Annotated in this window: 22 protein-coding genes and 1 tRNA gene; 15 read left to right on the forward strand and 8 right to left on the reverse strand. The window is 52.4% G+C overall.

What is annotated here, in order from left to right; translation table 11 throughout:
* The 7 genes from A918_RS19170 to A918_RS0102235 all read right to left on the reverse strand — a co-directional run.
* Positions 1 to 1,510 (reverse strand): glutathione ABC transporter substrate-binding protein (locus A918_RS19170; RefSeq protein ID WP_022709471.1); only part of this gene is annotated, 1,510 nt, incomplete at its 3' end.
* 19 nt (positions 1,511 to 1,529) lie between these two features.
* Entirely contained in the window at positions 1,530 to 3,407 is a 1,878-nt protein-coding gene (locus tag A918_RS0102210; RefSeq protein WP_022709472.1) for a dipeptide ABC transporter ATP-binding protein, read from the reverse strand.
* On the reverse strand, positions 3,388 to 4,281 hold the full coding sequence (locus A918_RS0102215) for a MurR/RpiR family transcriptional regulator (RefSeq protein ID WP_022709473.1): 894 nt from the start codon (positions 4,279 to 4,281) through the stop codon (positions 3,388 to 3,390). Before A918_RS0102215 ends, A918_RS0102210 begins: the two co-directional genes overlap by 20 nt.
* Before the next feature lie 186 nt (positions 4,282 to 4,467).
* Positions 4,468 to 5,904 (reverse strand): PLP-dependent aminotransferase family protein, encoded by a 1,437-nt coding sequence (locus A918_RS0102220; protein WP_022709474.1) that lies wholly within the window; start codon positions 5,902 to 5,904, stop codon positions 4,468 to 4,470.
* 92 nt (positions 5,905 to 5,996) lie between these two features.
* Positions 5,997 to 6,674 carry an MOSC domain-containing protein gene (locus A918_RS0102225; protein WP_022709475.1) on the reverse strand — a complete coding sequence of 226 codons (678 nt, stop codon included), beginning with the start codon at positions 6,672 to 6,674 and terminating at the stop codon, positions 5,997 to 5,999.
* Between the two features lie 68 nt (positions 6,675 to 6,742).
* A tRNA-Cys gene (locus A918_RS0102230) sits at positions 6,743 to 6,816 on the reverse strand.
* A gap of 233 nt (positions 6,817 to 7,049) precedes the next feature.
* Positions 7,050 to 8,219 (reverse strand): AraC family transcriptional regulator, encoded by a 1,170-nt coding sequence (locus A918_RS0102235; protein WP_022709476.1) that lies wholly within the window; start codon positions 8,217 to 8,219, stop codon positions 7,050 to 7,052.
* 368 nt (positions 8,220 to 8,587) lie between these two features.
* Here A918_RS0102235 and A918_RS0102240 point away from each other — a divergent pair, with 368 nt between their 5' ends.
* The 7 genes from A918_RS0102240 to A918_RS0102270 all read left to right on the forward strand — a co-directional run bounded on the left by A918_RS0102240 (position 8,588) and on the right by A918_RS0102270 (position 16,102).
* Positions 8,588 to 9,562, forward strand: coding sequence for an NAD-dependent epimerase/dehydratase family protein (locus tag A918_RS0102240; protein WP_028233266.1), 975 nt, complete (start codon positions 8,588 to 8,590; stop codon positions 9,560 to 9,562).
* On the forward strand, positions 9,559 to 10,545 hold the full coding sequence (gene galE, locus A918_RS0102245; RefSeq protein WP_022709478.1) for a UDP-glucose 4-epimerase GalE: 987 nt from the start codon (positions 9,559 to 9,561) through the stop codon (positions 10,543 to 10,545). The genes A918_RS0102240 and galE overlap by 4 nt, the downstream gene beginning before the upstream one ends.
* On the forward strand, positions 10,542 to 12,395 hold the full coding sequence (locus A918_RS0102250; RefSeq protein ID WP_022709479.1) for a glycosyltransferase family 2 protein: 1,854 nt from the start codon (positions 10,542 to 10,544) through the stop codon (positions 12,393 to 12,395). The genes galE and A918_RS0102250 overlap by 4 nt, the downstream gene beginning before the upstream one ends.
* Positions 12,396 to 12,535: 140 nt before the next feature.
* Positions 12,536 to 13,984 (forward strand): UDP-glucose/GDP-mannose dehydrogenase family protein, encoded by a 1,449-nt coding sequence (locus A918_RS19175; RefSeq protein ID WP_022709480.1) that lies wholly within the window; start codon positions 12,536 to 12,538, stop codon positions 13,982 to 13,984.
* Positions 13,981 to 14,577, forward strand: a complete 597-nt coding sequence (locus A918_RS19180; protein ID WP_151158548.1) for a DUF995 domain-containing protein — start codon at positions 13,981 to 13,983, stop codon at positions 14,575 to 14,577. Before A918_RS19175 ends, A918_RS19180 begins: the two co-directional genes overlap by 4 nt.
* Before the next feature lie 15 nt (positions 14,578 to 14,592).
* Positions 14,593 to 15,549 (forward strand): glycoside hydrolase family 26 protein, encoded by a 957-nt coding sequence (locus tag A918_RS0102265; protein WP_022709481.1) that lies wholly within the window; start codon positions 14,593 to 14,595, stop codon positions 15,547 to 15,549.
* Positions 15,550 to 15,580: 31 nt separating this feature from the next.
* Positions 15,581 to 16,102 carry a DUF995 domain-containing protein gene (locus A918_RS0102270; protein ID WP_022709482.1) on the forward strand — a complete coding sequence of 174 codons (522 nt, stop codon included), beginning with the start codon at positions 15,581 to 15,583 and terminating at the stop codon, positions 16,100 to 16,102.
* Between the two features lie 33 nt (positions 16,103 to 16,135).
* On the opposite strand, the gene A918_RS19185 is transcribed toward A918_RS0102270, so the two are convergent.
* Positions 16,136 to 16,513, reverse strand: coding sequence for a hypothetical protein (locus A918_RS19185; protein WP_022709483.1), 378 nt, complete (start codon positions 16,511 to 16,513; stop codon positions 16,136 to 16,138).
* A gap of 826 nt (positions 16,514 to 17,339) precedes the next feature.
* On the opposite strand from A918_RS19185, the gene A918_RS0102280 reads away from it, so the two are divergent.
* From A918_RS0102280 to A918_RS19190, 8 genes are all read left to right on the forward strand, one after another.
* The gene (locus tag A918_RS0102280) at positions 17,340 to 18,449 is read left to right on the forward strand and encodes an extracellular solute-binding protein (RefSeq protein ID WP_022709484.1); all 1,110 of its coding nucleotides are present in this window, start codon (positions 17,340 to 17,342) and stop codon (positions 18,447 to 18,449) included.
* Positions 18,450 to 18,565: 116 nt separating this feature from the next.
* Positions 18,566 to 19,552 carry an ABC transporter permease gene (locus A918_RS0102285; protein ID WP_033315823.1) on the forward strand — a complete coding sequence of 329 codons (987 nt, stop codon included), beginning with the start codon at positions 18,566 to 18,568 and terminating at the stop codon, positions 19,550 to 19,552.
* Complete coding sequence (locus tag A918_RS0102290) at positions 19,552 to 20,346, forward strand: ABC transporter permease (protein ID WP_022709486.1); 795 nt, start codon at positions 19,552 to 19,554, stop codon at positions 20,344 to 20,346. The genes A918_RS0102285 and A918_RS0102290 overlap by 1 nt, the downstream gene beginning before the upstream one ends.
* Positions 20,346 to 21,422, forward strand: a complete 1,077-nt coding sequence (locus A918_RS0102295; RefSeq protein WP_022709487.1) for an ABC transporter ATP-binding protein — start codon at positions 20,346 to 20,348, stop codon at positions 21,420 to 21,422. Before A918_RS0102290 ends, A918_RS0102295 begins: the two co-directional genes overlap by 1 nt.
* 78 nt (positions 21,423 to 21,500) lie before the next feature.
* On the forward strand, positions 21,501 to 23,000 hold the full coding sequence (locus tag A918_RS0102300) for an NAD(P)-binding domain-containing protein (protein ID WP_022709488.1): 1,500 nt from the start codon (positions 21,501 to 21,503) through the stop codon (positions 22,998 to 23,000).
* Complete coding sequence (locus tag A918_RS0102305) at positions 23,000 to 23,503, forward strand: CMD domain-containing protein (protein WP_022709489.1); 504 nt, start codon at positions 23,000 to 23,002, stop codon at positions 23,501 to 23,503. Before A918_RS0102300 ends, A918_RS0102305 begins: the two co-directional genes overlap by 1 nt.
* Complete coding sequence (locus A918_RS0102310; RefSeq protein ID WP_022709490.1) at positions 23,496 to 24,071, forward strand: peroxidase-related enzyme; 576 nt, start codon at positions 23,496 to 23,498, stop codon at positions 24,069 to 24,071. The genes A918_RS0102305 and A918_RS0102310 overlap by 8 nt, the downstream gene beginning before the upstream one ends.
* 29 nt (positions 24,072 to 24,100) lie before the next feature.
* On the forward strand, positions 24,101 to 24,706 hold the full coding sequence (locus A918_RS19190; RefSeq protein WP_022709491.1) for a helix-turn-helix domain-containing protein: 606 nt from the start codon (positions 24,101 to 24,103) through the stop codon (positions 24,704 to 24,706).
* Positions 24,707 to 24,730: the final 24 nt, after the last annotated feature.

Raw genomic sequence — 24,730 nt, forward strand, 5'->3', positions numbered from 1 at the left:
CGTCGAGCAGGAAGCCGCGGTCAGGCAGCATATAAACGCCCGACAGGCTTTTGCTCTTGGCAGCAATATTCTGGCCTACACCAAGGAAAATCCACGGTGCATCCTGCCATGCAAGCTTCTGCACTTCCGCATAGGCTTCAGCACGTTTTGCCGGATCCGCGGTTGCAATACCTGCTTCAATCGCTGCATCAACCTTCGGGTTTTTATAATATGCGACGTTGAACATTGCAGGCGGGAAGCTCTGACCGTAAAGCAGCGGGCGAATACCCCAGTCAGCATCACCGGTCGAAGCAGACCAGCCGCCGTAATACAGCTGCACGGTTGCATCTTCAGGCTTATCAACGCCCCAGACTTTCTGCGCGGCAACACCGGCTTCAAGCGGCACGACATTGACCTTTACATTGATCTGCGCCAACTGCTGCTGGATGAACTGCGCGGCACGCAGGGAGCCGGTATTGGAGGCAGCCCAGACTTCTGTTTCAAAACCGGCTTCGAGGCCTGCTTCTTTCATCAGCTCTTTGGCTTTGTCGAGATTGAAAGTGTAGTCACCGGCCTTCACATGGAATGCCAGAGCCGAAGGAATGATGGAATCTGCCGGTGAGCAGTAACCATTGGAGACAACTTTACAGAAAGCGTCTTTATCAACGGCATAATTCAGAGCCTGACGCACGCGCAGATCATCAAACGGCTTCTTCAGATTGTTCATGGCGACATAGGTTTCAACGATCGACGGTGTCGCTTCGACCTGAACATTCGGATTGTTTTCGACTGCCTTCATCAGTTCAGTCGGGAATGTCGGAATGTACTGAGCTTCGCCGGTCTGCAACATCGCAAAACGGGCGCCGGATTCCGGAACGGAGCGGATGGTCACGCCGTCAACTTTCGGCATGCCTTCTTTCCAGTAATTGTCGTTTTTCACGACTTCCAGTGTATCAGCAGCCCAATGTTTGAAAGTGAACGGGCCGGTGCCGACCGGATTACGGTCGATATCTTTGCCGAATTTTTCCAGCGCTGCCGGAGAAATCATCATCGCGCCCGGATGGGCGAGAGAGGCAACCATGGCACCGAAAGGCTCTTTGAGGGTCAGTTTGATGGTTGAATCATCAACGGCCTGTACTTCCTTAACCATGGAAACAAGGCTGCGGCGGGACAGTTTGTTATCCGGATTGGCAAGACGGTCGATGTTGAACTTGGCGGCAGCAGCATTGAAATCTGTGCCGTCATGGAATTTGATGCCCTTGCGCAGTTTAATTGTAAACTCGGTGGCATTTTCATTGGCTTCATAGCTTTCAGCGAGAAGCGGGATCAGTTTCATATCCTTGTCGAAACCGAACAGACCCTGATAGATCAGACGCAGCGAGGTCTGGGACAGGGTGTCATTGACCACCGCAGGGTCAAGACCGGTCAGGTTGTCCTGAACAGCAACGGTGAGCGATTTCGCCCATACGGTGCCCGGAAGCATGACAGCGGCAGCTAATGCCGATGACAGCAGAATTGATTTCAGTTTCATTAGTCTCTCCTTCCACTTATTATTTAAAATCACCGATCGGGTGGCGGGCTACAAAATGGCCGGGTTCCACCTCAACCAATGGTTTGACAACAGGCATATCGTCGGGCTTGCGCACCGGACTTGGGATTTCGCCCTCAATCAGCGGTCTGTTGCGGTCGCGCCGTGCCGGATCGGCAATCGGCACCGCAGAGAGCAGACGGCGGGTATAGGCATGCTGCGGATTTTCAAAAATCTGGCGGCGCTGACCGATTTCAACAATCTGACCGAGATACATCACGGCAACACGGTGCGAGACGCGTTCAACCACGGCCATGTCATGGCTGATGAAAATATAGGACAGGCCGCGTTTTTCCTGCAATTCCATCATCAGATTGATGACCTGCGCCTGAATGGAGACGTCCAGTGCGGCCACAGCCTCATCCGTAATCAGAATATCCGGATCACCGGCCAGCGCGCGGGCAATACAGATACGCTGACGCTGGCCGCCGGAGAACTGATGCGGATAGCGGCGCGCATGTTCCGGCTGCATGCCAACATCGCGCAGCAATTGCACAACGCGCTCCTCAATCTCATTGCCCTTGGCAAGGCCGTGGGTAATCAGCGGTTCGGCAATAGAGAAGCCAACTGTCAGGCGCGGATCGAGTGAGGCAAACGGATCCTGAAACACATATTGGATCTTGCGGCGAACGGCGAGTTTCTCAGCGCCGCTCAGCTTGAAAATATCCTTGCCGCTATAGTGTACCGAGCCGGATGTGGCTTCCTGCAGCATCATCAGGGTGCGGCCGGTGGTGGATTTTCCGCAGCCGGATTCACCGACGAGCGCCAGAGTCTCGCCCTGACGCAGATCAAAATTGACTTGTTCAACCGCGTGTACACGACCGGCCAGTTTGGAGAAGAAGCCACGGCGGATATCAAAACGGGTGACGAGATCGCGTACTTTCAGCACAGGTTCGTCGGATTTGATTGTATCCTGCGGCGGGGAGACTTCAAATTCGGCAGGCTTGCCGTCTGCATGATCGGCTTTGAGCATAGGGAAACGGCGCGGCAGGTCTTCACCATTCAGCGCACCAAGACGCGGCACAGCGGCCTGCAAAGCACGGGTATAAGGATGCTGCGGTGATTTGAAGACGTCTTCGACAGTGCCTTCTTCAACCTTTTCACCGTGACGCATCACGAGAACGCGGTCGGCCACTTCTGCCACCACACCCATATCATGGGTGATGAACAGCACAGCCATGCCCATCTCTTCCTGCAACAGGCGGATGAGGCGCAAAATCTGTGCCTGAATGGTCACGTCAAGCGCTGTGGTCGGCTCATCGGCGATCAGCAGTTTCGGTTTGCAGGACAGTGCCATTGCAATCATCACACGCTGGCGCATACCGCCGGAAAGCTGATGCGGGTGACGGTCAAGCAGGCGTGCCGCATCGGGGATACGGACTTTTTCCAGCATGCGCAGTGCTTCTGCACGCGCTTCTGAAGCAGAGCAATTCTGGTGCAGGCGCACAGCTTCTGCAATCTGCTCGCCAACGGTAAAGACCGGATTGAGCGATGTCATCGGTTCCTGAAAGATCATGGCAATATCATTGCCGCGGATCTTTTCCATCGCCTTCAGGGAATGTTTGGTGAGGTCGGTGGTAACACCGTCATTGCCGGTAAAGTGGATGCCGCCTTCGGTGATCTTGCCGCCGCCGCTTTCCACCAGACGCATGATTGCCAGCGAGGTTACGGATTTGCCGGAACCGGATTCACCAACCACAGCCAGTGTTTCTCCGGCCTTGATCTCGAAAGACAGGTTCTTAACCGCACGGAATGTGCTTTCATCACCTTTGAAATCAACGCTGATATTCTCAACGCGGATAACCGGTGCTGTTTGCGGGTTACTCGGCTTCACTGACATCCGTGGTCCTCGTTTTGGACTGCGGATGCTGTTCATCATCCGCATAAAAATAGGGCATGAGAAAGCGTGTCATCGATACGGCATCGGACACGCTCTGATGATGGGCCGCCAGAACGGCGAGAATAGTTTCAAAAGCAGCAAGTGCGGCAATGCCGGAACTGTGCAGAACCGGATGATCCGCCGGAATGAAAATCTGCTCATGGCTGAGGGCGCAAAGCGGAGAATGCGCTCCGTCCGTAACCGCGATGCAATAGGTGCCGCGACCACGGGCGAGCTTCATAAAATCGACTGTGTGTTGTGAATAGCGTGGCAATGCCATGGCGATCAGCAGGTCTTCAGGACCGAGGCCTGCAATCTTAAGAGCAACCCGTTCCATGCCGTTCTCACCGGTCAGCATGATCTGCGCACGGCTGAAAGGCAGCAGCCTGTCGGCAAAAAGCTGGAGCAGATTGCCGCTGACACCAAAGCCTAAGAAAGCGATGCGCTGGGCGTTCTGGATACGCATGGCTGCGCTCTCCCAGACCGGATTATCGGCTTGCTTTGCAACAGTCTGCACCTGTGAAAGGGCATTCTTGAAGGCGTCTTTAATCACACGGCGCGGCGGAATGTGACGGGCGCGGTCGATATTTTCAACCGGCTTCAGCAGAGACTGATAACCCTGCACAGCATGGGCGCGAAATTCGGTAAAACCGTTCAGGCCAAGCGCTTTGACAAAACGTGTGATGGTGGCGGTGGAGGTTTCGGTGGCTGTTGCCAGCTCTTCAATGCCCATTGTGGCAACCGGAAAGGGGTTCGTCAGCACGAAATCAGCAATTTTCTGCTGATTGGCTGTCAGGCGTGACCACTGTGCTTGAATAAGCGCCGGTAGATTCACCGATCTTTCCCCCTCATTATTCTCCCGAAAAAAATCCTATCAAAAAAGATTCAAAATGAAAATCTTTTTCATTGAAGTGTCACAGAAATAAATTTCTACGATGCAGAATGAAATTCAGCCGCTGTTCGGATGGGAACAGCGGCATGAAACAGGTTCAACAGAGAGGGAGCCGAAGGCTTTGTTATATCAGGCTTTTGACCGCGCCAATATCTGCACCATCCGTGCGAGTTCGGCTTCACTTGAATTGGCAAAGCCAATGCGGAAAGCCTGTGTGGCACGGCTTTTATCCAGCTCAAAATGTGCACCGGGCAAGACGGAGAGGCCGGAACGGGCAGCATTTTCAGACCATGTTTGTGCGCAAAGTCCCTGATTGAGTCTGAACCAGATGGCCAGACCACCGGCCGGAAGCGAGAACCGGCCGTCATCGCCGAGCAGGTTTTGCAACTGTCCGGCGAGAAAGTCGCGTCTTGCGTGATAAATCCGGCGGGCTTTGCGGGCATGGCGTTTGATAGTGCCGTCAGCGAGCAGGTCACTCAAGGCAAGTTCCAGCGGCAGATCGCCCTGCCGGTCAATCGCCTCACGGTGCCGGATCATCCGCCTGAGAATATCCGCCGGTGCAACGGCATAGCCGATACGAATGCCCGGAGCCAGAACCTTGGACAGGGAGCCGAGATAGATAACCGGCAGTTCCTTGCCGGAACGCGCGGTTAGTGGCAGGACTGGGCGGCCGTCATAGCGATATTCATTGTCATAATCATCCTCGATAATGACCAAACCGTAACGCTGTGCAATATCAAACAGGCGCAGCCGTCTTGCGGCTCCGAGCGTGACTGTTGTCGGATATTGATGATGCGGTGTCAGGTAAACAGCTTTGAGCTGCGGGTCTTGTCGGGCAAGTGCCTCAAGAGCATCAACATCAATCCCGCCTTCATCCACCGCTATGCCGCAGATTTCTGCGCCCGCTGCACGAAATGCCGACCATGCCAAAGGATAACCCGGCTGTTCAACGGCGATTTTTGTGCCGGGTTCAATGATTGCTTTCGCGGCCAGAAACAGCGCCATCTGGCTGCCTCTGGTAATGAGGATATCTTTCTCAGTTGCCACCAGACCGCGCTCGACATTCAGATAGGATGAAAGATTTTCCCGCAGTGATTTATTGCCTGCCGGATCACTATAGGAGCCGCCATGGGTAAAATTGGTGCTTGTCAGTGCACGGCGGAAAGCTTGCGCAAAGGCGGTTGTCGGCAGTAGTCGTGCATCCGGCGCGCCGTCAGAAAATTTGAGTGTAAAAAGCGGCAGATTGCTGTTCACGGGAGAAGGCTGTTTACCGGCCGGTGCTGTTTTTCCTGAGCCGGAAACATCCGGCAGGTCATGGGAAACAAAGGTGCCGCGCGATGGTTCAGCTGAAAGCCAGCCCTGCATTGTCAGTTCGTGATAGGCCGCATCAACAGTATTGCGGTTGAGTTTGAGTGTTTGCGCCAGCGAACGTGTGCCGGGTAAAGCCGCGCCGGGTTTAAGACGGCCGCGTTCAATCTCGCCGATAATAGAGCGGGCTAAGGCCAGAAAAATCGGTTCCCGTTCACGGGCAGAGACTTCGATTGCAAGTGCGGTACTTTTTCTCATCACAGACCTGAATTGATAAAGGCAGGATACTGCCTGTTCCATATTAGAGCGGAAGAGAGGCTTCAGACGCCGGTCAGCCTTGCAGACGCCGGTCAGCCTTGCAGGCGGCGTGACCAGTCCTCCGTTTTTCGTGTGGCTAGTCGCTTGACGGCGTAATCACGCCAGCTCTGCGCAAGATGTTCAAGATCAGCCATAACAGCCAGTTCTGCAAAGTTCAGCGTATCGACATATAAAATATGCCATGCTTTGCGGATGGTCCAGTCAGGTGAGGGGCGCTCAATCAGCCGTAATGTATCGCCGGCTTCAACAAAACCTTCCTGCAGAACACGATAATACCAGCCGGTTCGGCCGCTGCGCTGCACACGCAGGGACATGTCACCGGTGTCAAAGCGGAAATTAAGCTTCCAGCAGGGCTGACGCCCCTGACTGACCTGAATAACGGCGTCGCCAGCCTGAAATATGTCCCCGATTGCAATAGTCTCTTCTGTCAGGCCGGTGGTCGAAATATTTTCACCGAACGCGCCTGCTTGTTGCAAGACATCCCGCTCGCCGATTTCCTGCTTCCAGACCGCATAATGTTCATAGGCATAATGATGAACGGCTTTTTCCGGCCCGCCGTGATGCTTGCGATCGCCTTGTGCATCCTTGGTGAAGCCTTCTATGCCGAGCCAATTTTTGCCCTGCGACGGGGTTTTTGCAATTGCACTGGGGGCTTCGCGGGGGCCAAGCGGGGCAACGGAACCGGTCAGAACTGTATTTATCGAAATCATATTTGCGTTCTCTGGGCGTAAGGAGAGAGCCATTTCTGACCAATATTATGACTGATATTGGTCAGAAATGGAGGCCGACCTTGGATTTGAACCAAGCTGAACGGATTTGCAATCCGTTGCGTAACCTCTCCGCCATTCGGCCTGATCTTGGGGCTTAGGATCGTGCAGTTTTCAAAATATCTTGGGAGGATGTTTTGTAAAACCGTCTCCTGAATAATGCTGTTCAGGGTAAAGCGGATGGTCCGGTTTTTATATTCTGAACAGGCCGGTGGCGATGTGCGATGCATAGAAATACAGAATAAAAAACCAGAATAGTCAGTATATCTGTCAGTCAACCGGCCTGTTATTGTCGTATTGTTTCTGCTGTTGCTTTTATTACAGGTCAAGATTGCGCAGCCAGTTTTCAAAACTGACCTGTTTGCTGTTTGGGACAGGAAAATCTGTCGGCTCCGGATGCGGTGCGGATAGGTTTTTGCGCACTTTGCTCGGGCTGACACCGAATTCATTGGTGAATGCGCGAGTGAAATTTGCGGCAACATCAAAACCGGCCGTTTGGGCAATGTCGAGAATTCTGTCCTGATTGGCCGGATCCTGCAATGTTTCATAGGCCGCTTGCAGGCGCTGTTTGCGGATATAATTCAGAACGCCGCCATGGGACTCGAACAGCTGATAAAGCCGCGTGCGGGATATGCCGACCGACCGGCAGATTTTCTCTGCTGTGAGTTGCGGATCGTGCAGATTGTGATGAATGTAGTGATGCACCCGTTCCATGGTGCCGAAGCCGATTTGACCCGGATGGTCATGGTCTGGGCGGACACAGGGCTCAACGCCGTTCACAATCATATTCCTGATTGTTTGTACAATACCGGGCAGATCATCCAGTGTCAGCGAGGGCAGATGTGTTTCAACCTGAGCCAGAAAATTCGCCAGCAGCGTGGCAAGCGTTCCTGACAGGATGGAATTATTGACAGACTTGAATAGACCGGCCTCGCCGGAAAACAGGCTGTAAGGCATATAGAGCAGCACAATTTCAGAACTGGTGCAGCGCCCCCGATAGGGGTGTCCGAGTGTGCGGAAGGCCACGCGACCCGAGCCGGTTTTAATGACTTTGCCGTCAACCTCCGTCCATGCCTGCCCGCTGCGTCTTAATCCCAGATACCAGTGATCAATCGGGCTATAGCGTAATTGTGCAGCCGTGCGGGCGTAACTATAGGCATCGCTCTGTTGCCGGACAAACAGCATTTTCCCGAAATGCCAGACAGTATGACTCGCGAAAAATCCGTCCTCAGGCAGAACATTGTCCGGCAAACAGACATCAATAATCGGTCGCATATAAGCGCGCCATGCCTCGAATTGCTCTTCGGGAGGCAGGTCCTGCGTGGAAAAATGCAGCGACGGTAAAGGCGGTGCAGTTGAAGGAATGATCACCGGCTCAAGAACATCCTGACCGGTGCGGGGAAAGCGGCGGCGCTCAACCTGCGGCCATGTTGCTTCAGCTCTCAGCCGGTCAGGGTTTCCTTCCGGAGTGTCAGACTGCTTATGCATCCGGTTCCTCCCGTCCACTGCATCTCTTTGCAGTGAAAGCCTGTGAAATCTCTCAGCACATCATCCTCAAGCAATATCTTATCATATCAAATAAGAAATGTACGAAATGATAATTTTCAGGATGCAGCGATAACGACAATCCTCTGACAGAGCGGTATATAGTATATGAAAGTAATTTCGTTAAAATTCTGTTTATACTTTGAGTATTTTTAGTAAGTTTACTTAAGTAATTTCATTAAATTTCTTTTTACATCAATGCAGATTTAAAGATAAATTTGATGGAGTTGAAGATGAGTGAACTTAATCAACATATTGGTAATCAGTCTGGCAGAACACCTGTACGTGAGCTTTATGCTGTTCAGTCGGATATATTACATAAGCAGATTATTGTTACAGGCGGAGCCGGTTTTCTCGGTTCGCATCTCTGTGAGCGTCTCCTCCGTTCAGGCCATCGGGTTATCTGCGTTGATAATTTCTCGACCGGCAGCAAGCAGAATATTATGCATCTGCTTGGTTATGACACTTTCAGTGTTATCGATCATGATATTGTTGAGCCGTTCGATCTGGAAGCGGATGAGATTTACAATCTCGCTTGTCCCGCATCACCGCCGCATTATCAGGCCGATCCTGTACATACAACGCTGACCAGCGTGCTGGGCGCGTATAATCTGCTGACACTGGCTGCCCGCTATAATGCCCGCATTTTTCAGGCGTCAACATCAGAGGTTTACGGCGACCCGCATATTCATCCGCAGGTCGAAACCTATTGGGGCAATGTCAATCCGTTCGGCCCGCGCTCCTGCTATGATGAGGGAAAGCGCTGTGCGGAAACCCTGTTTTTCGACTTTCACAAAGCCTATGACACAGAAATAAAAATCGTCAGGATTTTCAATACTTTTGGCCCGAATATGCGACCGGACGACGGACGTGTGGTCTCCAATTTTATTGTTCAGGCGCTGAAGGGCGAGGACATTACGATTTACGGTGACGGCACGCAGACCCGTTCTTTCTGCTATGTGGATGACCTGATCGAAGGTTTTGTCCGCCTGATGGCGGCCGATGCATCGGTGACAGGACCGGTTAATTTGGGCAATCCCGGTGAGTTTATGATCGGTGAACTGGCGAAGATCGTGATTGATCTGACAGGTTCACGCTCGCGTATTGTTCATCATCCGCTGCCTGTCGATGACCCGCGTCAGCGCCGTCCTGATATCTCGCTTGCAATGCGTGAACTGGGCTGGCAGCCGCAGGTACAGCTGACCGAAGGTCTGGAAAAGACGATCACCTATTTTGACAGCCGTCTGAGCCTCTCCGGAAACGGATTACGGGAGATGGCCAGATGACAGCAAAGCGCATTCTGATTACGGGCGGTGCCGGTTATATCGGGAGTCATACAGCCAAGCTTCTGAAATTCCGGGGCATTGAGCCGGTTGTTTATGACAATTTGTCTACGGGGCACCGGTCTTCCGTGCGCTATGGCCCTCTTGTTCAGGCCGATATTCTGGACACGATGCTGCTGACGGAAACGATCCTGCGTTATATGCCGGTTGCTGTTATTCATTTTGCCGCGTCCGCCTATGTCGGGGAATCCGTTACAGACCCTGCAAAATATTATCGTAATAATGTCTGCGGAACTTTGTCTTTACTGGATGCCTGTCGCGAGACAGGGCTGGATAAGGTGATCTTTTCTTCGAGCTGCGCCACTTATGGCGTGCCGGCAAATTTGCCGGTTGCGGAAACTGCCGCCCAGATCCCCGTCAGCCCTTATGGTCAGACCAAGCTGATTGCTGAACATATGCTGGCCGATTATGCCTCGGCTTTCGGGCTGCGCTATGTGGCTTTACGCTATTTCAATGCCTGCGGTGCTGATCCGGAAGGTGAACTGGGAGAATGGCATGATCCGGAAACCCATCTCATCCCCCGCGCGCTGCTGGCCGCAGCCGGAAAAATCGCACAGCTTGAGATTTTCGGAGATGATTATGACACTGAGGACGGCACCTGTGTGCGGGACTATATTCATGTCACTGATCTCGCCCGCGCCCATGTTCTGGCTTATGATTATCTTGCCGGTGGCGGTGACAATCTTGCTGTCAATCTCGGGACAGGACGCGGCTCCTCTATCCGCGAAATTCTCAATACGATCGACAAGGTAACCGGCCGTCCGGTCCCCATCATTATTCGTCCGCGTCGCGCAGGTGACCCGCCGGCTCTTTATGCCGATCCCGCTCTTGCGCGCCATATGCTTGGTTTTGAACCGCAATATTCGGATCTGGAAACAATTGTCCGGACTGCGGCTCCTTTCTTCGGACTGGAGGCGAGATCATGACACGTCCTGCCATCAACAGACAGAAGTCCTTCACTCTGAATGGTGAACCGCTGCTGGTATCCGTATTTCAGGGCTACAGACGGACAGAATATATTGCCGGTGTTGCCATATGGCTGGCAGCTTTCATCTATTTCTGGGTCTGGTGGCTGCAGCCTGAGCATCATGTGAGCACTTTCGGAACGATTATCACAACCGCGGCGCTGGCATGGCTAACATTGATTCCTGCTTATTTTCTGGTCATGTTTTACTTTGCGGTAAAGCCTGTCGGTGCTTTGCGTATACCGCAGAACAGCCGGATCGCTATGGTTGTGACCAAAGCGCCGTCAGAGCCGTTTCCCATTGTTGCTGAAACACTGCTGGCGATGCTGGCGCAGACACAGCCGCATGATACCTGGCTTGCTGATGAAGATCCGTCACCGGAAACACTGGCATGGTGCCGTGAACACGGAGTTTTCGTATCGACACGCAAAGGCCGCGCCGATTATCACCGGCAGACATGGCCGCGCCGTACACGCTGCAAGGAAGGCAATCTTGCGTTTTTCTATGATCATTACGGCTATGAGCGCTATGATTTTGTTGCGCAGCTTGATGCCGATCATGTGCCTGAACCGGATTATCTCTGGCAGATGTTGCGGCCTTTCGCCGATCCGGCTGTCGGTTATGTTTCCGCACCCAGTATTTGTGACCGCAATGCTGCGGAAAGCTGGTCGGCACGCGGGCGCCTCATTGCAGAAGCGAATTTTCATGGATGCTTGCAAGCAGGCTATAGCGGCGGTTTCGCACCGATGTGTATCGGTTCTCATTATGCCGTGCGTACTGTGGCACTCAGGGAAATCGGCGGGCTCGGACCGGAACTGGCTGAAGACCATTCCACAACGCTGATGATGAATGCCTATGGCTGGCGTGGTGTCCATGCGATTGATGCCATTGCGCATGGCGATGGTCCGCGCACTTTCGGCGACCTGATTACGCAGGAATTTCAGTGGGCACGCAGCATTGTAATGATCCTGCTGCAATATTCGCCGGATCTGATCCCGCGCCTGACACCCCGTTTGCGGTTTTCATTTTTGTTCTCACAATTTTGGTATCCGCTGTCTTCGCTGTTGACTGCAACACTCTTTGCCATGCCGGTTATTGCGCTCATTCGCGGTAAGCCTTTTGTTGCTGTCACATATCCTGAATTTTTGACGCATTTTCTGCCGATGTCGCTGATCCTTCTGGTTTTCGCCTATCGCTGGCGGGCAACCGGAACATTCAGACCTGTAAATAGTCAAATTCTGAGCTGGGAAGGCATACTCTTTTTGCTTGCCCGCTGGCCTTGGGCACTGGCAGGAACACTTGCGGCATTGCGCGACTGGATGACCGGATCTTTTGTTGACTTCCGCGTTACGCCGAAGGGAACATCCGAGGTTGATCCACTGCCTTTCAGGGTCTTGGTGCCTTATGCAATCATTGCGCTTGGTTCCGTTTTTGCTGTGCTTTTGGTGTCTGATGCCGGTGAAAGCCGCGGATTTTATCTCTTCGCCATTTTCAACAGTGTGATTTATGCGGTGTTGATGATCGTGGTGCTTGTCCGGCATAGCGTGGAAAACAAAGAGCGTATGACCACACGCTATTATCGTCCGGTTCTATTGGCGACCATTCTGACCCTTATCATTCTGCCCGGATTTGCAACTTTTGAACGGGGACGTGAAAGCCTCGAAGTGCTTGCCTTGGGCGCAAAACATGTCCGGCTTTTCGAAGAACGTTATTCGGCAGCCGGTGCCGGTGTCGGCGGACAATCGCTGCGCATAACCACATTCAGCCCGCATTGGCGCTCAGACACATCAGCAAACATATCGGAAGATTAGAGCATATCCCGAAAATCGGGAACCGGTTTTCGGATAAGATACGCGTAAAAACAAAGAGATAGAGCATTTCATCGGATTTAGTCAAAACTGACATGCTCTAGGAAATTATAACAGGGAGGCGCCTCAGGGCGTTGCAGATCATGAAAATCACGATGATAGGAACCGGATATGTCGGCCTCGTCAGCGGCACCTGTTTTGCACATTGGGGCAATGACGTTATCTGTGTCGATAAGAACGCTGCAAAAATAGCCGGACTTAATCAGGGCATCCTGCCGATTTACGAACCGGAGCTGGACGGGCTGGTCAGCAAATATCATCAGGCGGGACGTTTGTCTTTCACCTGTGATCTGGCAGCAGCGGTCAAAGATGCGGATATTGTGTTTATCGCTGTCGGCACACCGGCGCGCGCCGGACACGGCGATGCGGACCTGTCATTCGTCTATATGGCTGCCAAGGAAATCGCACCGCATCTGGCGGAAGGTGCAGTGGTCGCGGTGAAGTCCACTGTGCCGGTCGGCACCGGCGATGCGGTTGACAAGATTATCGGCTCGGTTCGCCGACGCGGCAGCTATTCGGTCGCCTCCAATCCTGAATTCCTGCGCGAAGGCGCAGCCATCCCGGATTTTCTGAAGCCTGACCGTGTGGTGATCGGTGTTGAGGATATGCATGCACAGACTGTGCTGATGCAGCTTTATCACGATGTTTTTACACCGCATGATGTGCCGGTTGTCGTTACCAGACGGCGCACATCCGAGCTGATTAAATATGCCGCTAATGCATTTCTGGCGACCAAGATTACCTTCATGAATGAACTGGCCGACCTGTGCGAACTGGCAGGCAGTGATATCAGTGATCTGGCGCTGGGTATTGGTCTTGACCGGCGCATCGGCTCCAGCTTCCTGAATGCAGGTCCCGGCTATGGCGGTTCCTGCTTCCCGAAAGATACGCTGGCTCTGTTGCGTACCGCTCAGGATTACGGCGTAGCCCTGCGGGTTGTCGAAGAAACTGTAACGGCGAATGAAGCACGCAAACGCAAAATGGCGCTGAAAGTGCTTGATGCTGTCGGCGGCGATGTGGACGGGCTGACCATTGCGGTTCTCGGTCTGACATTCAAGCCGGATACGGATGATATGCGTGAGGCACCGTCGGTTCCTCTGATCGAGACTTTGCAGCGTTTCGGGGCAACGATCCGCGCTTTTGATCCGGTGGGTATGCCAAATGCCGCGCAGATGCTGGATGATGTGGCTTTGATTGATGATCCTTATGAATGCGCGCGCAATGCGGATGCCGTTGTCATCGTGACAGAATGGGATTGTATCCGCAGGCTGGATCTGACCCGCTTGAGAAAACTCATGAACGCACCCGTTCTTGTTGATCTGCGCAATGCAGTTTCTCAGGAAAGTGCAGAGGCCGCAGGATTCCGTATCACGATGATTGGTAAACCGGTCCGAAATAACAAGGAAACACATTCTGCCGCTCTGGCAGAGAAGGAAGCAAAGTCTGCTGTAACGGCAGGAGGGGGCGTAAGAGGCAGGCTTCACACCGGCAATGATGGAAAAGCCGGAACAGCAGGGAGAAGCAGGCTATGAGCAGAGATAACAACAAGACCAGAATTCAGAAATATGGTGCAGGCTTACGCAGATTTAGTGTTATGCTGGCCGCACTGACAATGACGGGTGTGCCCGTTATACCGGCCGGTGCCGCAGAACCGGTCAAAGTGCCCGCACAGGCAAGAGCAATGTCCGCTGCAGAGCTCTATGTGCTTTACCGGAATAAAACCTGGCAATGGCCGGACGGCGCAGGCCGTATGCAGGAAAAAGACCGCACCTTTATCGGCTGGTCAGGCTCAGGGAATGATACCCGCTGGGCTGAAGGGCGGTGGGTGCTGAGTGATACGGGGCTGATGTGTCTGAAAGCTGAATGGCATGGCGTACAGACAAAACAGGCCAATAAGACCTGTTTCCGCCACCGTATTTATGAAGACACGATTTATCAGAAAAAAGAACCTTCCGGCAGCTGGTATGTTTTTAAACATGCCAAGGCCGCAGACAGTGATGAGTTCAAAAAACTCATTGCTGAAGACACGGTGAGCGCTCAGCTGGCAAAGCTGCAGCCGTTCACGCAACAGGCAGATGCCAAACAGCAACCGTTCTCTGCACAGGCTCCGAACGGTACAAATTAATGCAGGAGAAAGGCAATGGATAGGATATCCAAAATTATTGCATTGTCATTCGTCGGGGTCATGTTGTCCGGTACTGCTCATGCCGCAAGCAGCACTCCGCTTGGTATCCCTAACGAGATGTCAGCAACTCAGGATCAGCCGTCCACGAAACGTCCGGTGATAACACCATCCTCTATAGGTTTTGGTGCTTATGACCCGCATGGCGATTTCGGTGATGACAAGAATTCAAAAATCGAACATCTGTTTCTGCCATGGGAAGATGTTGAGCTGGGGTCATTGGCACTTGCCGATGATTACGCGCTCAAACGCGGCCGCACATTGTTGATTTCAGTCGAGCCATGGTCATGGTCGCCGGACTGGCGTATTTCGTCACCGCAGCTTTTGCAGAGCATTCTGAAAGGGGAGCGGGATGTGTATATGGCAAAGGTCTGCACAGAAGCGGCAAAACTGAAAAGTCCGGTTATCATCCGTTGGGCGCAGGAAATGGATGAAACGGATAACCAGTTTACCTGGGCGCATTGGCAGCCCGATGAATATGTAAAGGCGTATCAGCGTATGGTGCGTGTATGCAAAGAAAGCCTGCCAAATGCCAAATATATGTGGTCACCAAAAGGCAATGAGGGGCTTCAGGCCTTTTATCCCGGCGATGACTATGTTGATATTGTTGGGCTTTCCGTCTTCGGTTACCAAAAATACGACCGTGCAACCAAGGGCGGGGATCAGACTTTCTCTGAACGTCTGGCACCGGGCTATGATCGTGTAAAAGGCTTCGGCAAACCGATCTGGGTCGCCGAGCTGGGCTATGACGGCGATGCCGCATATGACCGGAACTGGGCTGAGAATGTTGCCAAGGCTCATCCGGAATTTCCTGAACTGAAAACCGTGGTTTATTTCAATGACCGTGAAGTTTATCCATGGGCGAACGGTTTCGGGAAGCCTGAATGGCGCGTTGTGAATACACCAACCAACTGAACCACGCTGTCTGAGCGTGAGGGAGGCGATTATGTCAATGTTTCGTGCAATGACACTTATAATAGCGGTAGCCGGCGGATTGGGTTTGAGCGTTTCCGCTGGTCTTGCGGCTCCGGCAGCGGCTCAGACAGCGTCAGGTGCAGACACGGCTAAGCCACTCAGCAGTTCCGAAATTTACCGGATTTACAGCCATAATTCATGGATGTGGAAAGACGGCGCCGGTTATTTTGCCGTGTCAAAACGGCAATTCAAGGCATGGTCCGGCAGGGGCAGCAATGCTTCTGCCGGTCAGGGGATCTGGTTTATCACCGATCCCGGAAAATTATGTTTCCGTGCGACATGGTATGAAAAAGGTACCAGTTTTCCGGCAACAACCTGCTTCAGCCACCGCGAAAAGAACGGCGTTATTTATCAACGAAAAGAGCCGAATGGTGACTGGTATATTTTCAAACACGCACCGGCAAGAAAAGGTGATGAAATCACCAAATTCCGCCGGGGTGATTATGTGAGCAGACAACTGGACCGCATGATGCCGGCTATGGCATCCAACTGACTATGAAGCTGGCGGCAGATATCTTGTTTGCCGTCAGCTTCTGTTAAAGCAGCGTGTTTTGCTGCCGAAACCACTTGGTGTGCAGATATAAGGCGCACGTCCCAGATAATTTGCGGAAGCCACTCTGACTGATTTTGAAGATGTCACTGTTTTGGTAGCAGCAACACGCGGTGCACGTTGCGTGCGCGGGGCTTGCATATCATCTGCTTTGGCGATGGCAGTGGTTTTTGAAGGCAGGCCATAACCGACTTTGGTGACAGATGTTGCCTGTGTTTCAGCAACATTATAGCCAGTGCTGCATCCGGCAATAGCCAGACTGCCAGCCAGAACGGCTGTAAGAGCGAGTGTTGTGGATTTGAAAGGCATGCGATTACGGTGACCCGCGAGGATCTTTGCGGAGAAGAGTTGCATTCGTGTGAACCTTTGTTCCGATGCCGTGACACAGGAACGTATAAACTGAATAAATTAATACGAAGTGATTAAGATCAGGGACAATTAGCAATTGAAGCATTGCCTAATTGAGTTAGATCTAAAGTTGTAAGGACTTCATATAGTATCGGTCGCGGGAACCCAACCCCTTTTCGCGGGAATGCTGCCGGACAGCGGATCAGGCTTGTAACTCATGATACCGTTTTTTGTACTTGTCCGGCGTGCTGCATAAAATTTACTGCAATTCAATAACTTGCCTGCCTGCAACCGTTTTCCCTGTAATCGGCGACCTCAGGGCGTTTGTGTTAGATTTTTGTACAGATGGTTTAATTTGCGTCGAAATGGCGCATGCAGGTCAGGAGATTCTCTCTGCGAGAATTATCCGGTCTCATTGTTGAGCTGTGCAGAAGCGGAAGCTGCGGAAGAATTCCGCTATAAAAGATTTTTCAGTTTGGGGTGCACAGAGCAGAATTGTCAATTCTCCTGCGTAAATCAGGCGTGACTGAAAAAATATTCTCTGGCAAAATTCATCAATAAAATTATGATGTTAAATCAAATGCAATTTTGATTTGCTTTGCATTTTAAGGGCCTTTGTTTATAGTCGTTGATTATAATGCTAAAAATTATTTCTTTATAATAAAGCCCTTGACATATTTCTGCTTTATCGGAATTATCCATTTTAGCGGACATTTTTCCACCAGATCCGATATTTCTGCCGAAGGGAAGCGGCGAAGTATTTTCAATTGATCCTGTGGGTGAGCCTGATCTGCGCCTGATAATAAAAAACAAATATCTTCAGGGGAACATAATGAGGAAGACTCTTCTGGTTAACCGCCGGTCAGCATTGAAGCTGGTTGCGGCAGGGACAGCTGTGCTGTCGTCACCATATATCATCAGACCACGTCCGGCATGGGCTGAAAACGGCGTTCTGAATGTTACAACCTATGACAAATTTCTGCCGCAGGACTTTCTGGACAAGTTTCAGAAGGATACCGGTATTGAAGTGCGCGTTCGTCTGACAGACGATCAGGGCAAGCAATATAACCTGCTGACTGCAGAAGGCGCCAATCCGTCAACCGACATCGTGACGGTTGCAGGGCACCGCTATAGCCAGTTCATCCAGTCCAAGCTGATTTCTGCAATTGATACAGATAAAATCAGTAACTGGAAAAACCTTAATTCTGTCTATCAGGATGCCAAATGGGCGCGCGTTGAGGACAAGCTCTGGGGGCTGCCAATTCTGGCCGGCTATGAGGGGCTTGCACGCAATACTGATTACGTTAAGGAAGCGGACAGTCTGGAGATCATGTTTGATCCGGAATATAAGGGGCAGACCTCTTATATCGTCAGCGACTTTCTGACACTGGCCATGCAATATCTTGGCTATGACGGTGACTTTGTCAGCTATACGGATAATCGTGAGCTTGCACAAAAGGCTACCAATGATGCCCGCGATCTCCTGATTAAACACAAGGATATGGTGCGTAAATATTACGATGCCGGTTCCGAAGTGCAGCAGATGTTTATCAATGAAGATATTTATCTGGCGCATTCCTGGTCAGGTCCGGTTGCCAAGCTGATTATGGAAGGCCATCCGATCCAGCTTTCTGCACCGAAAGAAGGCACATTTGGCTTCGTATATACGCTGAACATCGTCAATAATGCGCCTAATCAGGAAAATGCCTATAAGCTGCTTAATGCAGTTCTGGCAGATCCGGCAGTCGGTGCATCGATGACCCGTCAGTCCGGCTACAGTTCCACCATCAATGGTGTGGCTGATCTGCTGAATGACCGTGAGAAGATGGCAGCAACCTTGCCACAGAACCAGCTTGAGCGGGTTATCTTCTTCAGCTCCGTCAACCGCGATATGAAAAACGAACTGGTTGACCGCGCAACTGCCGAGGTCAAAGCCGCCTGACGGCTCTGCGTTCTGAATGAATGTTTGCGCCCGATCCGGCGCAAACATCCTTCCCGTAAAATGACTGTCTGATGAAACAGCACGACATGCGTCGCAGGGCTGAACAGGAAAGCTATATGTCTGACACCTCTATCAGGGACGATATTGGTATAAGCCAAAAAGCGGAAATGCCGCGCTATTCGACACGGATAGCAAAAGTCATGAATTCCGGCTTGTATCAGAAAACATTGGGAGCCGCGGTCAATTCGCGTTACGGACGCGTGATCCTGCTGGCAGGTTTTCCTCTGCTCTGGCTCATTTTTCTGCATGTCGGGCCGATTTATCAGATGCTGAAAATCAGCCTGATGTCGCAATATCCGCTGCCTGCGGGCAGTGAGCCGCAATATACGCTGGATAATTATGCGATCTTCTTTCAGGAGTCGATTTACTTCACGCCCCTGATCCGCAGCTTCTTTTTCTCACTTTTTGCAACTACAGCCACCCTGATCGTGGTTTATCCGGTTGCCTATTATGTTGCTAAAATTGTGCGTCCGGAAGGCCGTTCCAAAGCACTGCTGCTGCTGCTCGTGCCATTCTGGGCAGGGGAGCTGATCCGCACATTCTCGGTGATTATGCTGCTGGCAAACCGTGGTGCGCTCAATGTTTTTCTGCGGGAAATCGGTCTGATCGACCGGCCGATCCAGATGCTTTACGGCCCGTTCTCTCTGACATTCGGCCTGATCTATCTCGTGTGCCTGTATATGTTGCTGCCGCTTTATTCAGCGATTGAGAAAATCCCGTCATCCTATCTCGATGCCGCTGCCGATCTTGGTGCAGGTCCGTGGACACGGTTCCGCAGAATTATTCTGCCTTTGTCCAAGGAAGGCATTATTTCGGGTTGCTCACTGGTCTTTCTCACAACAGTCGGTGTTTTCGCCACGCCGATGCTGCTTGGCGGGCCCGGCACAGTGATGTTCCCTGAAACCATCAGCGGCTTCTTCCACGGCGCCAGCAATAAATGGCCGGTAGGCGCGGCTTTTGCCATCATCATGCTGGTAACCGCTTTAACCGCAGCCGGAATTTTCATGCGCCTTGTCGGCGGCCGTAAACGGAGGGTGATCTGATGCGTAACCTGTTTCATGATGCACCGCGCACGGCTCTGACAGCAACCTATTGGGCCTTTGTCATCTATCTGATGCTGCCGCTGATGCTGATGATGGCGATGAGTTTTAAAGATGCCAGTTTCATTGCTTTTCCGATCAGCGAATGGACCTTTGACTGGTATGTCAAGGTCATGCAGGACAAGCAATTTCTCGAAGCTGTTATCTATTCCGTTCTGATTGCTGCGGCGACCACGCTGGCGGCTACGACGATCGGCACATGGATTGCCATGCTGATTGTGGCGGAAGGAATTAAAGGCCAGGCAATTATTTTCGCGCTTGCCTGTCTGCCTGCCGTGGTGCCGGGGATGATCTCGGCGATTTCGATGCGCATTTTCATCTCGTCGATTGATATGCCGACGGGCACGGCTGCCATTATTCTGGGGCATACAGTGCATGCCGTGCCTTTTGTGGTGGTGATGGTGCTGACAAGACTGCGCACAATGCCGGGCAATCTGGTGGATGCGGCACGTGATCTCGGTGCGGACAGCGTTGTGGCCTTCTTCCGTGTGACACTGCCTTATCTCTGGCCTGCAATCATGGGCGGTATGATCTTTTGCGTGCTGCTGTCGATTGATGACTTTGTGCGCACCTTCTTTCTGGGTGGCTACAAGCCGACGCTCCCGATGCTGATTTTCGCCAAAGTGCAGGGCGGTATGTCTCCTGAAATCAACGCCATGGCAACGCTTGTCCTTTTGGTGACCGCAGCCGTTGGCCTCTATGCAGAATATAAAACCCGCCGTTCGAGGACACGCTAATGGAACCGATCGTTAAATTTGAGAATGTAACAAAAAGCTATGGTTCTTTTGTTGCGGTGGAAGAGCTTAACCTGACCATTGAAGCAGGCAAGTTCATCACATTGCTCGGGCCTTCCGGTTGCGGTAAATCCACCACCTTGCGCATGCTCGGCGGCTTTGAAACACCGACATCCGGCCGCATCATCATCGCAGGCAAAGACGTGACAAAGCTGCCGCCTAATAAGCGCGATGTGAATATTGTGTTTCAGGATTATGCGCTGTTTCCGCATATGTCCGTTGCTAAGAATATTGCTTTCGGTCTGGAGCTTAAAGGCCGCGACAAGCACTTTATTCACAAGCGGGTGACCGAGTTGCTGGAGCTGGTACAGTTGCAGGATTATGCACATCGCCTGCCATCAGAACTTTCCGGCGGTCAGCGTCAGCGTGTGGCTCTGATGCGTGCGCTGGCACCGGATCCGCAGGTGCTATTGCTGGATGAACCGCTCTCGGCACTCGATGCAAAACTGCGCCAGCAAATGCAGATCGAACTGAAATCCATTCAGGAAAAAACCGGCAAGACCTTTGTCTTTGTTACGCATGATCAGGAAGAGGCACTTACAATGTCTGACCAGATTATTGTGATGAACAAAGGTCGCATTGAACAGATGGGTGATCCGCATACACTCTATCGTGCGCCGAAGAGTGTTTTTGTCGCCAACTTTATTGGTGAAACCAATCTGCTGCGCAGTCAGGTTTCCGGTGTTGAAAATGACATGCTGAAGCTGAACTGGAACGACAATATTCTGACGGCTCCGCGCGGCACTGCGAGCGTTTCAACGCAGGACGGCTATTTCATTGCTCTGCGCCCTGAAGCGATCCGCTGCACAGAAACAGCTCCGGAAAGCCAGAACCGTCTGAAAGGCCGCATCCGTCAGCTGGTGTTCAAAGGCAATCATACATCCGTCTTTGTTGAGGTGGACGGCGGTACCGTTCTCAATGCGCTCAGCCATCCGGCAGATATCACTTCTTCCGTCGGGGATGATATCTGGGTCAGCTGGAAGCCGGAAAGTGCAACAGTCCTGCCTGTTTCGAGCTGAGGTCATGCAGATCATTCCGGTCGCTTTGATGTGACCGGAATTTCATCATTATCTGAGAAAACCGGATGGAAATGAGTTATGCAATATAACGTGCAGGCACCGCTTAACGTTGCCGCTTCCACTCTTGAAGAGCTGGAACATCGTGTCCGCGATGATCTGGCCTGTCTGTGCTATCCGCCTGCAAACTGGGTGGAAACGACTGATAGTGCAGAGAAAGTGCATGATGTCGTGATTATCGGCGGCGGTATGTGCGGGCTCGTTGCCGGATTTTCGCTGCTGGCGGGCGGCATCCGTAATATTCGTATTTTTGACCGCAGTCCTGAAGGTTTTGAAGGCCCGTGGCTCACTTACGCGCGTATGGAAACACTGCGATCGCCAAAACAGCTGACAGGCCCTGCCTATGGTATTGCTTCGCTGACATTCCGCTCGTGGTATGTGGCGCAATTCGGCAATGATGCATGGGCTGAGATGGATAAAATCCCGCGCCCGATGTGGATGGACTATCTGCGCTGGTACCGGAAAGTTCTGTCTCTGCCGGTTGAGAATAATGTCGAGGTAAAATCCATCCTGCCGGAAGGGCCGCTGATGCGCCTGACACTGGCGGGCAGCGGTGCCAAAGAGGCGACAATTCTGGCGCGCAAAATTGTCATGGCGACTGGCCGTGACGGTATGGGGCATCCCAATATTCCGGATTTTGTAGCGGGGCTGGACAGGAAGTTCTGGGCGCATTCTTCTGATGCGATTGATTTTCAGGCGCTGCGTTCCAAACGGATTGTTGTGGTCGGTGTGGGAGCCTCTGCGGTGGATAATGCCGCTGAAGCGCTGGAAGCCGGTGCCAAAGAAGTGCGCCATCTTATCCGCCGAAAGGAAATGCCGCAGATCAACAAGCTGATGGGTATTGGCTCCTTTGGTTTTACGGCCGCTTTTTCCAAATTGGATGATGCACGCCGCTGGCAGATCATGAATTATTCATTGCGCACCCAGACCCCTGCGCCGCGCGGCTCAACGCTGCGGGTCAGCCGTCATGACAATGCGTATTTTCATTTTAATGCCGGTGTGAAATCGGTCGAGCAGAGCGGTAATGAACTCATTATCACAACGCAGGACGGTAGCCGGCTGGTGACGGATTTTCTGATCCTCGGCACCGGCTTCACCGTTGACCCGCTGGCGCGCAAAGAGCTGGAAGCCTATGCGGATAAAATCCTGCTCTGGCGCGATTGCTATACACCTCCGGCCGGTGAAGAAAATAAAGAACTCGGCAATCATCCTTATCTTTCCGCTGACTTTTCTTTCCGCGAGAAAGAGGCGGGCACGGCTCCCTGGCTGGCTAATATCTACAGTTTCAATGCCGGTGCGGCGGCCAGTCTTGGCAAACTGAGCGGCGATATTCCGGGCATCAGCGAAGGCGCGGCCATTCTCTCCCGTGAAATTGCAGCCCGGCTTTATCAGGAAAATTTTGAGCAGCACTGGCTGGCCTTGCTGGATTACAGCACGCCGGAACTGCAGGGCGATGAGTGGAAAGCTTCACCTTTGCCGGATGCTGAGCAGATACAGTCGCAACAGGCGGAGGAGGTATAATGACGGAAATTGCGGATATTCTTATCAGCGCCGCCGGTATCGGAGCCACAGATCCTCTGCGTGAGGTACTGGCAGGCCGTGCGGATATTCTGGCGCTGACACAGCAAACCCATGACAGTGCCTTAATGCCTGCTGATGCGGGCGGGCTGTCCCGTGCCGAGCGTGCCGCTATTGCAGTACGTGTTGCCAGACATAATCAGGACGAAGCGCTGACACAGCATTTCACAACTTTGCTGGAACAGGCGGACAATGCTGCAGAAGCGGCTCTGATCGCTGATCTGAGCTTCAGCGGCGGTGACGATCAGCGTTTGCAGGCTCTGATCCGGCACACGGATATTGTGACGCGTTCCCCCAAAGATGCCACGGGTGCCGATATTGAAAAGCTGCGTCAGGCCGGTGTGAATGACGCTGATATTGTACGGCTTTCGGAGCTTCTGGCATTTGTCAGCTATCAGATCCGCGTTGCAGCCGGTTTGCGTTTGATGAGAGGTTTACATGGGTAAGACCATTCATGAATTCACGACAACAGTGCCGGTCTGGAAACCCTATGTGACGCCGGTTGTGCTGGCGGATGCAACGCCGGAGCAGCTGGATGCGTTGAAAGTCACGCCGTCCAACACCAAGGTTTCTGACTATCTTCTGGTGCTGGCGCATGATGCTGAAACGTTGAAACACCGGTCTCCGCTGTTTAACGGCGTGATGTATAATCGCGGCGGTATGTCCCGCGCAGAGCGGGAGATCGGGGCGGTGGGAGCCTCGGTTGTAAACCAATGTATCTATTGCGCGGCGGTGCATGCAAGCCGCTATAATCAGCTGGCAAAGGAAGAGGATACCATTGCCGCCATTTTTCGTGATGGTGTGAATGCGTATATTGAACCGCGGCTGAAAGCAATTTTCAATTTTGCAGTTCGCCTGTCGGCCTGCCCGCCGCAGGCTGACGCAACCGACATGCAGGCTTTGGCTGAGGCGGGGCTGGATCAGAATGAAATCCTTGATCTCATTCTGTCTGCATCGCTTTTCGGCTGGGCAAACAGACTGATGCATACATTGGGAGAGCCTGTAGAGGAATAGGTCTGCGGCATAGTTTGAGGAGTGAGCAAATGAAGCAGCTGACACCACCGGAAATCGGGCCTCGTTTGCAGGCTTTGCGTAAAGAGCGAAAACTTACACTGGCAGATCTCTCCGTTATGGCAGGCGTATCGCGTTCCATTCTTTCCGAGATCGAGCGCGGTAATGCCAATCCGACCTATGGCACGCTGTGGCATCTGACGCAGGCACTTGGGGTTAATCTGGATTGCCTGATGGGCGGCGTGACCAATGAGCGGACAGATCAGATTCATCTGCTGCCCGGCAATCTGACACCGACAATCCGCAGTCCGGACGGTACCTGTACTTTGCAGATTCTGGCGCCAGCCGGCATGATTGCACTGATCGAATGGTATCTCCTGAATTTTGATCTCAACGGCAAACTGGAGAGTGAGGCACATAGTCCGGGAACAATGGAACATCTGCATTGTCTTGAGGGTGAAATTCACGTTTCCAACACAGCGTCGCAAACGGTGGTCAGGGCAGGCGAGACAGCCCGTTATTCGGCAGAGGTACCGCATTGTCTGACCAGTATCGGCAGCCAGCCTGCCAAAGCTTTTTTGGTCGTTGCCTTTGCCGGTGTGAATGGTGGTTTTGGCAGCAATTTACGACCCAAATAACCAAATGCGGAACAACCGCAGAAT

The organism is Pseudochrobactrum sp. AO18b (genome assembly GCF_000409565.1).
Lineage (GTDB): Bacteria > Pseudomonadota > Alphaproteobacteria > Rhizobiales > Rhizobiaceae > Pseudochrobactrum > Pseudochrobactrum saccharolyticum.

Excerpts from the sequence above, each read along its gene's own strand:
- galE (WP_022709478.1), top strand. The coding sequence starts at position 9,559 with ATGACAGCAAAGCGCATTCTGATTACGGGCGGTGCCGGTTATATCGGG.
- A918_RS19175 (WP_022709480.1), top strand. The coding sequence starts at position 12,536 with ATGAAAATCACGATGATAGGAACCGGATATGTCGGCCTCGTCAGCGGC.
- A918_RS0102285 (WP_033315823.1), top strand. The coding sequence starts at position 18,566 with ATGTCTGACACCTCTATCAGGGACGATATTGGTATAAGCCAAAAAGCG.
- A918_RS0102265 (WP_022709481.1), top strand. The coding sequence starts at position 14,593 with ATGGATAGGATATCCAAAATTATTGCATTGTCATTCGTCGGGGTCATG.
- A918_RS0102295 (WP_022709487.1), top strand. The coding sequence starts at position 20,346 with ATGGAACCGATCGTTAAATTTGAGAATGTAACAAAAAGCTATGGTTCT.
- A918_RS19180 (WP_151158548.1), top strand. The coding sequence starts at position 13,981 with ATGAGCAGAGATAACAACAAGACCAGAATTCAGAAATATGGTGCAGGC.
- A918_RS19190 (WP_022709491.1), top strand. The coding sequence starts at position 24,101 with ATGAAGCAGCTGACACCACCGGAAATCGGGCCTCGTTTGCAGGCTTTG.
- A918_RS0102305 (WP_022709489.1), top strand. The coding sequence starts at position 23,000 with ATGACGGAAATTGCGGATATTCTTATCAGCGCCGCCGGTATCGGAGCC.
- A918_RS0102310 (WP_022709490.1), top strand. The coding sequence starts at position 23,496 with ATGGGTAAGACCATTCATGAATTCACGACAACAGTGCCGGTCTGGAAA.
- A918_RS0102280 (WP_022709484.1), top strand. The coding sequence starts at position 17,340 with ATGAGGAAGACTCTTCTGGTTAACCGCCGGTCAGCATTGAAGCTGGTT.
- A918_RS0102210 (WP_022709472.1), bottom strand. The coding sequence starts at position 3,407 with ATGTCAGTGAAGCCGAGTAACCCGCAAACAGCACCGGTTATCCGCGTT.
- A918_RS0102250 (WP_022709479.1), top strand. The coding sequence starts at position 10,542 with ATGACACGTCCTGCCATCAACAGACAGAAGTCCTTCACTCTGAATGGT.
- A918_RS0102220 (WP_022709474.1), bottom strand. The coding sequence starts at position 5,904 with ATGAGAAAAAGTACCGCACTTGCAATCGAAGTCTCTGCCCGTGAACGG.
- A918_RS19185 (WP_022709483.1), bottom strand. The coding sequence starts at position 16,513 with ATGCAACTCTTCTCCGCAAAGATCCTCGCGGGTCACCGTAATCGCATG.
- A918_RS0102290 (WP_022709486.1), top strand. The coding sequence starts at position 19,552 with ATGCGTAACCTGTTTCATGATGCACCGCGCACGGCTCTGACAGCAACC.
- A918_RS0102300 (WP_022709488.1), top strand. The coding sequence starts at position 21,501 with ATGCAATATAACGTGCAGGCACCGCTTAACGTTGCCGCTTCCACTCTT.
- A918_RS0102270 (WP_022709482.1), top strand. The coding sequence starts at position 15,581 with ATGTCAATGTTTCGTGCAATGACACTTATAATAGCGGTAGCCGGCGGA.
- A918_RS0102225 (WP_022709475.1), bottom strand. The coding sequence starts at position 6,674 with ATGATTTCGATAAATACAGTTCTGACCGGTTCCGTTGCCCCGCTTGGC.
- A918_RS0102235 (WP_022709476.1), bottom strand. The coding sequence starts at position 8,219 with ATGCATAAGCAGTCTGACACTCCGGAAGGAAACCCTGACCGGCTGAGA.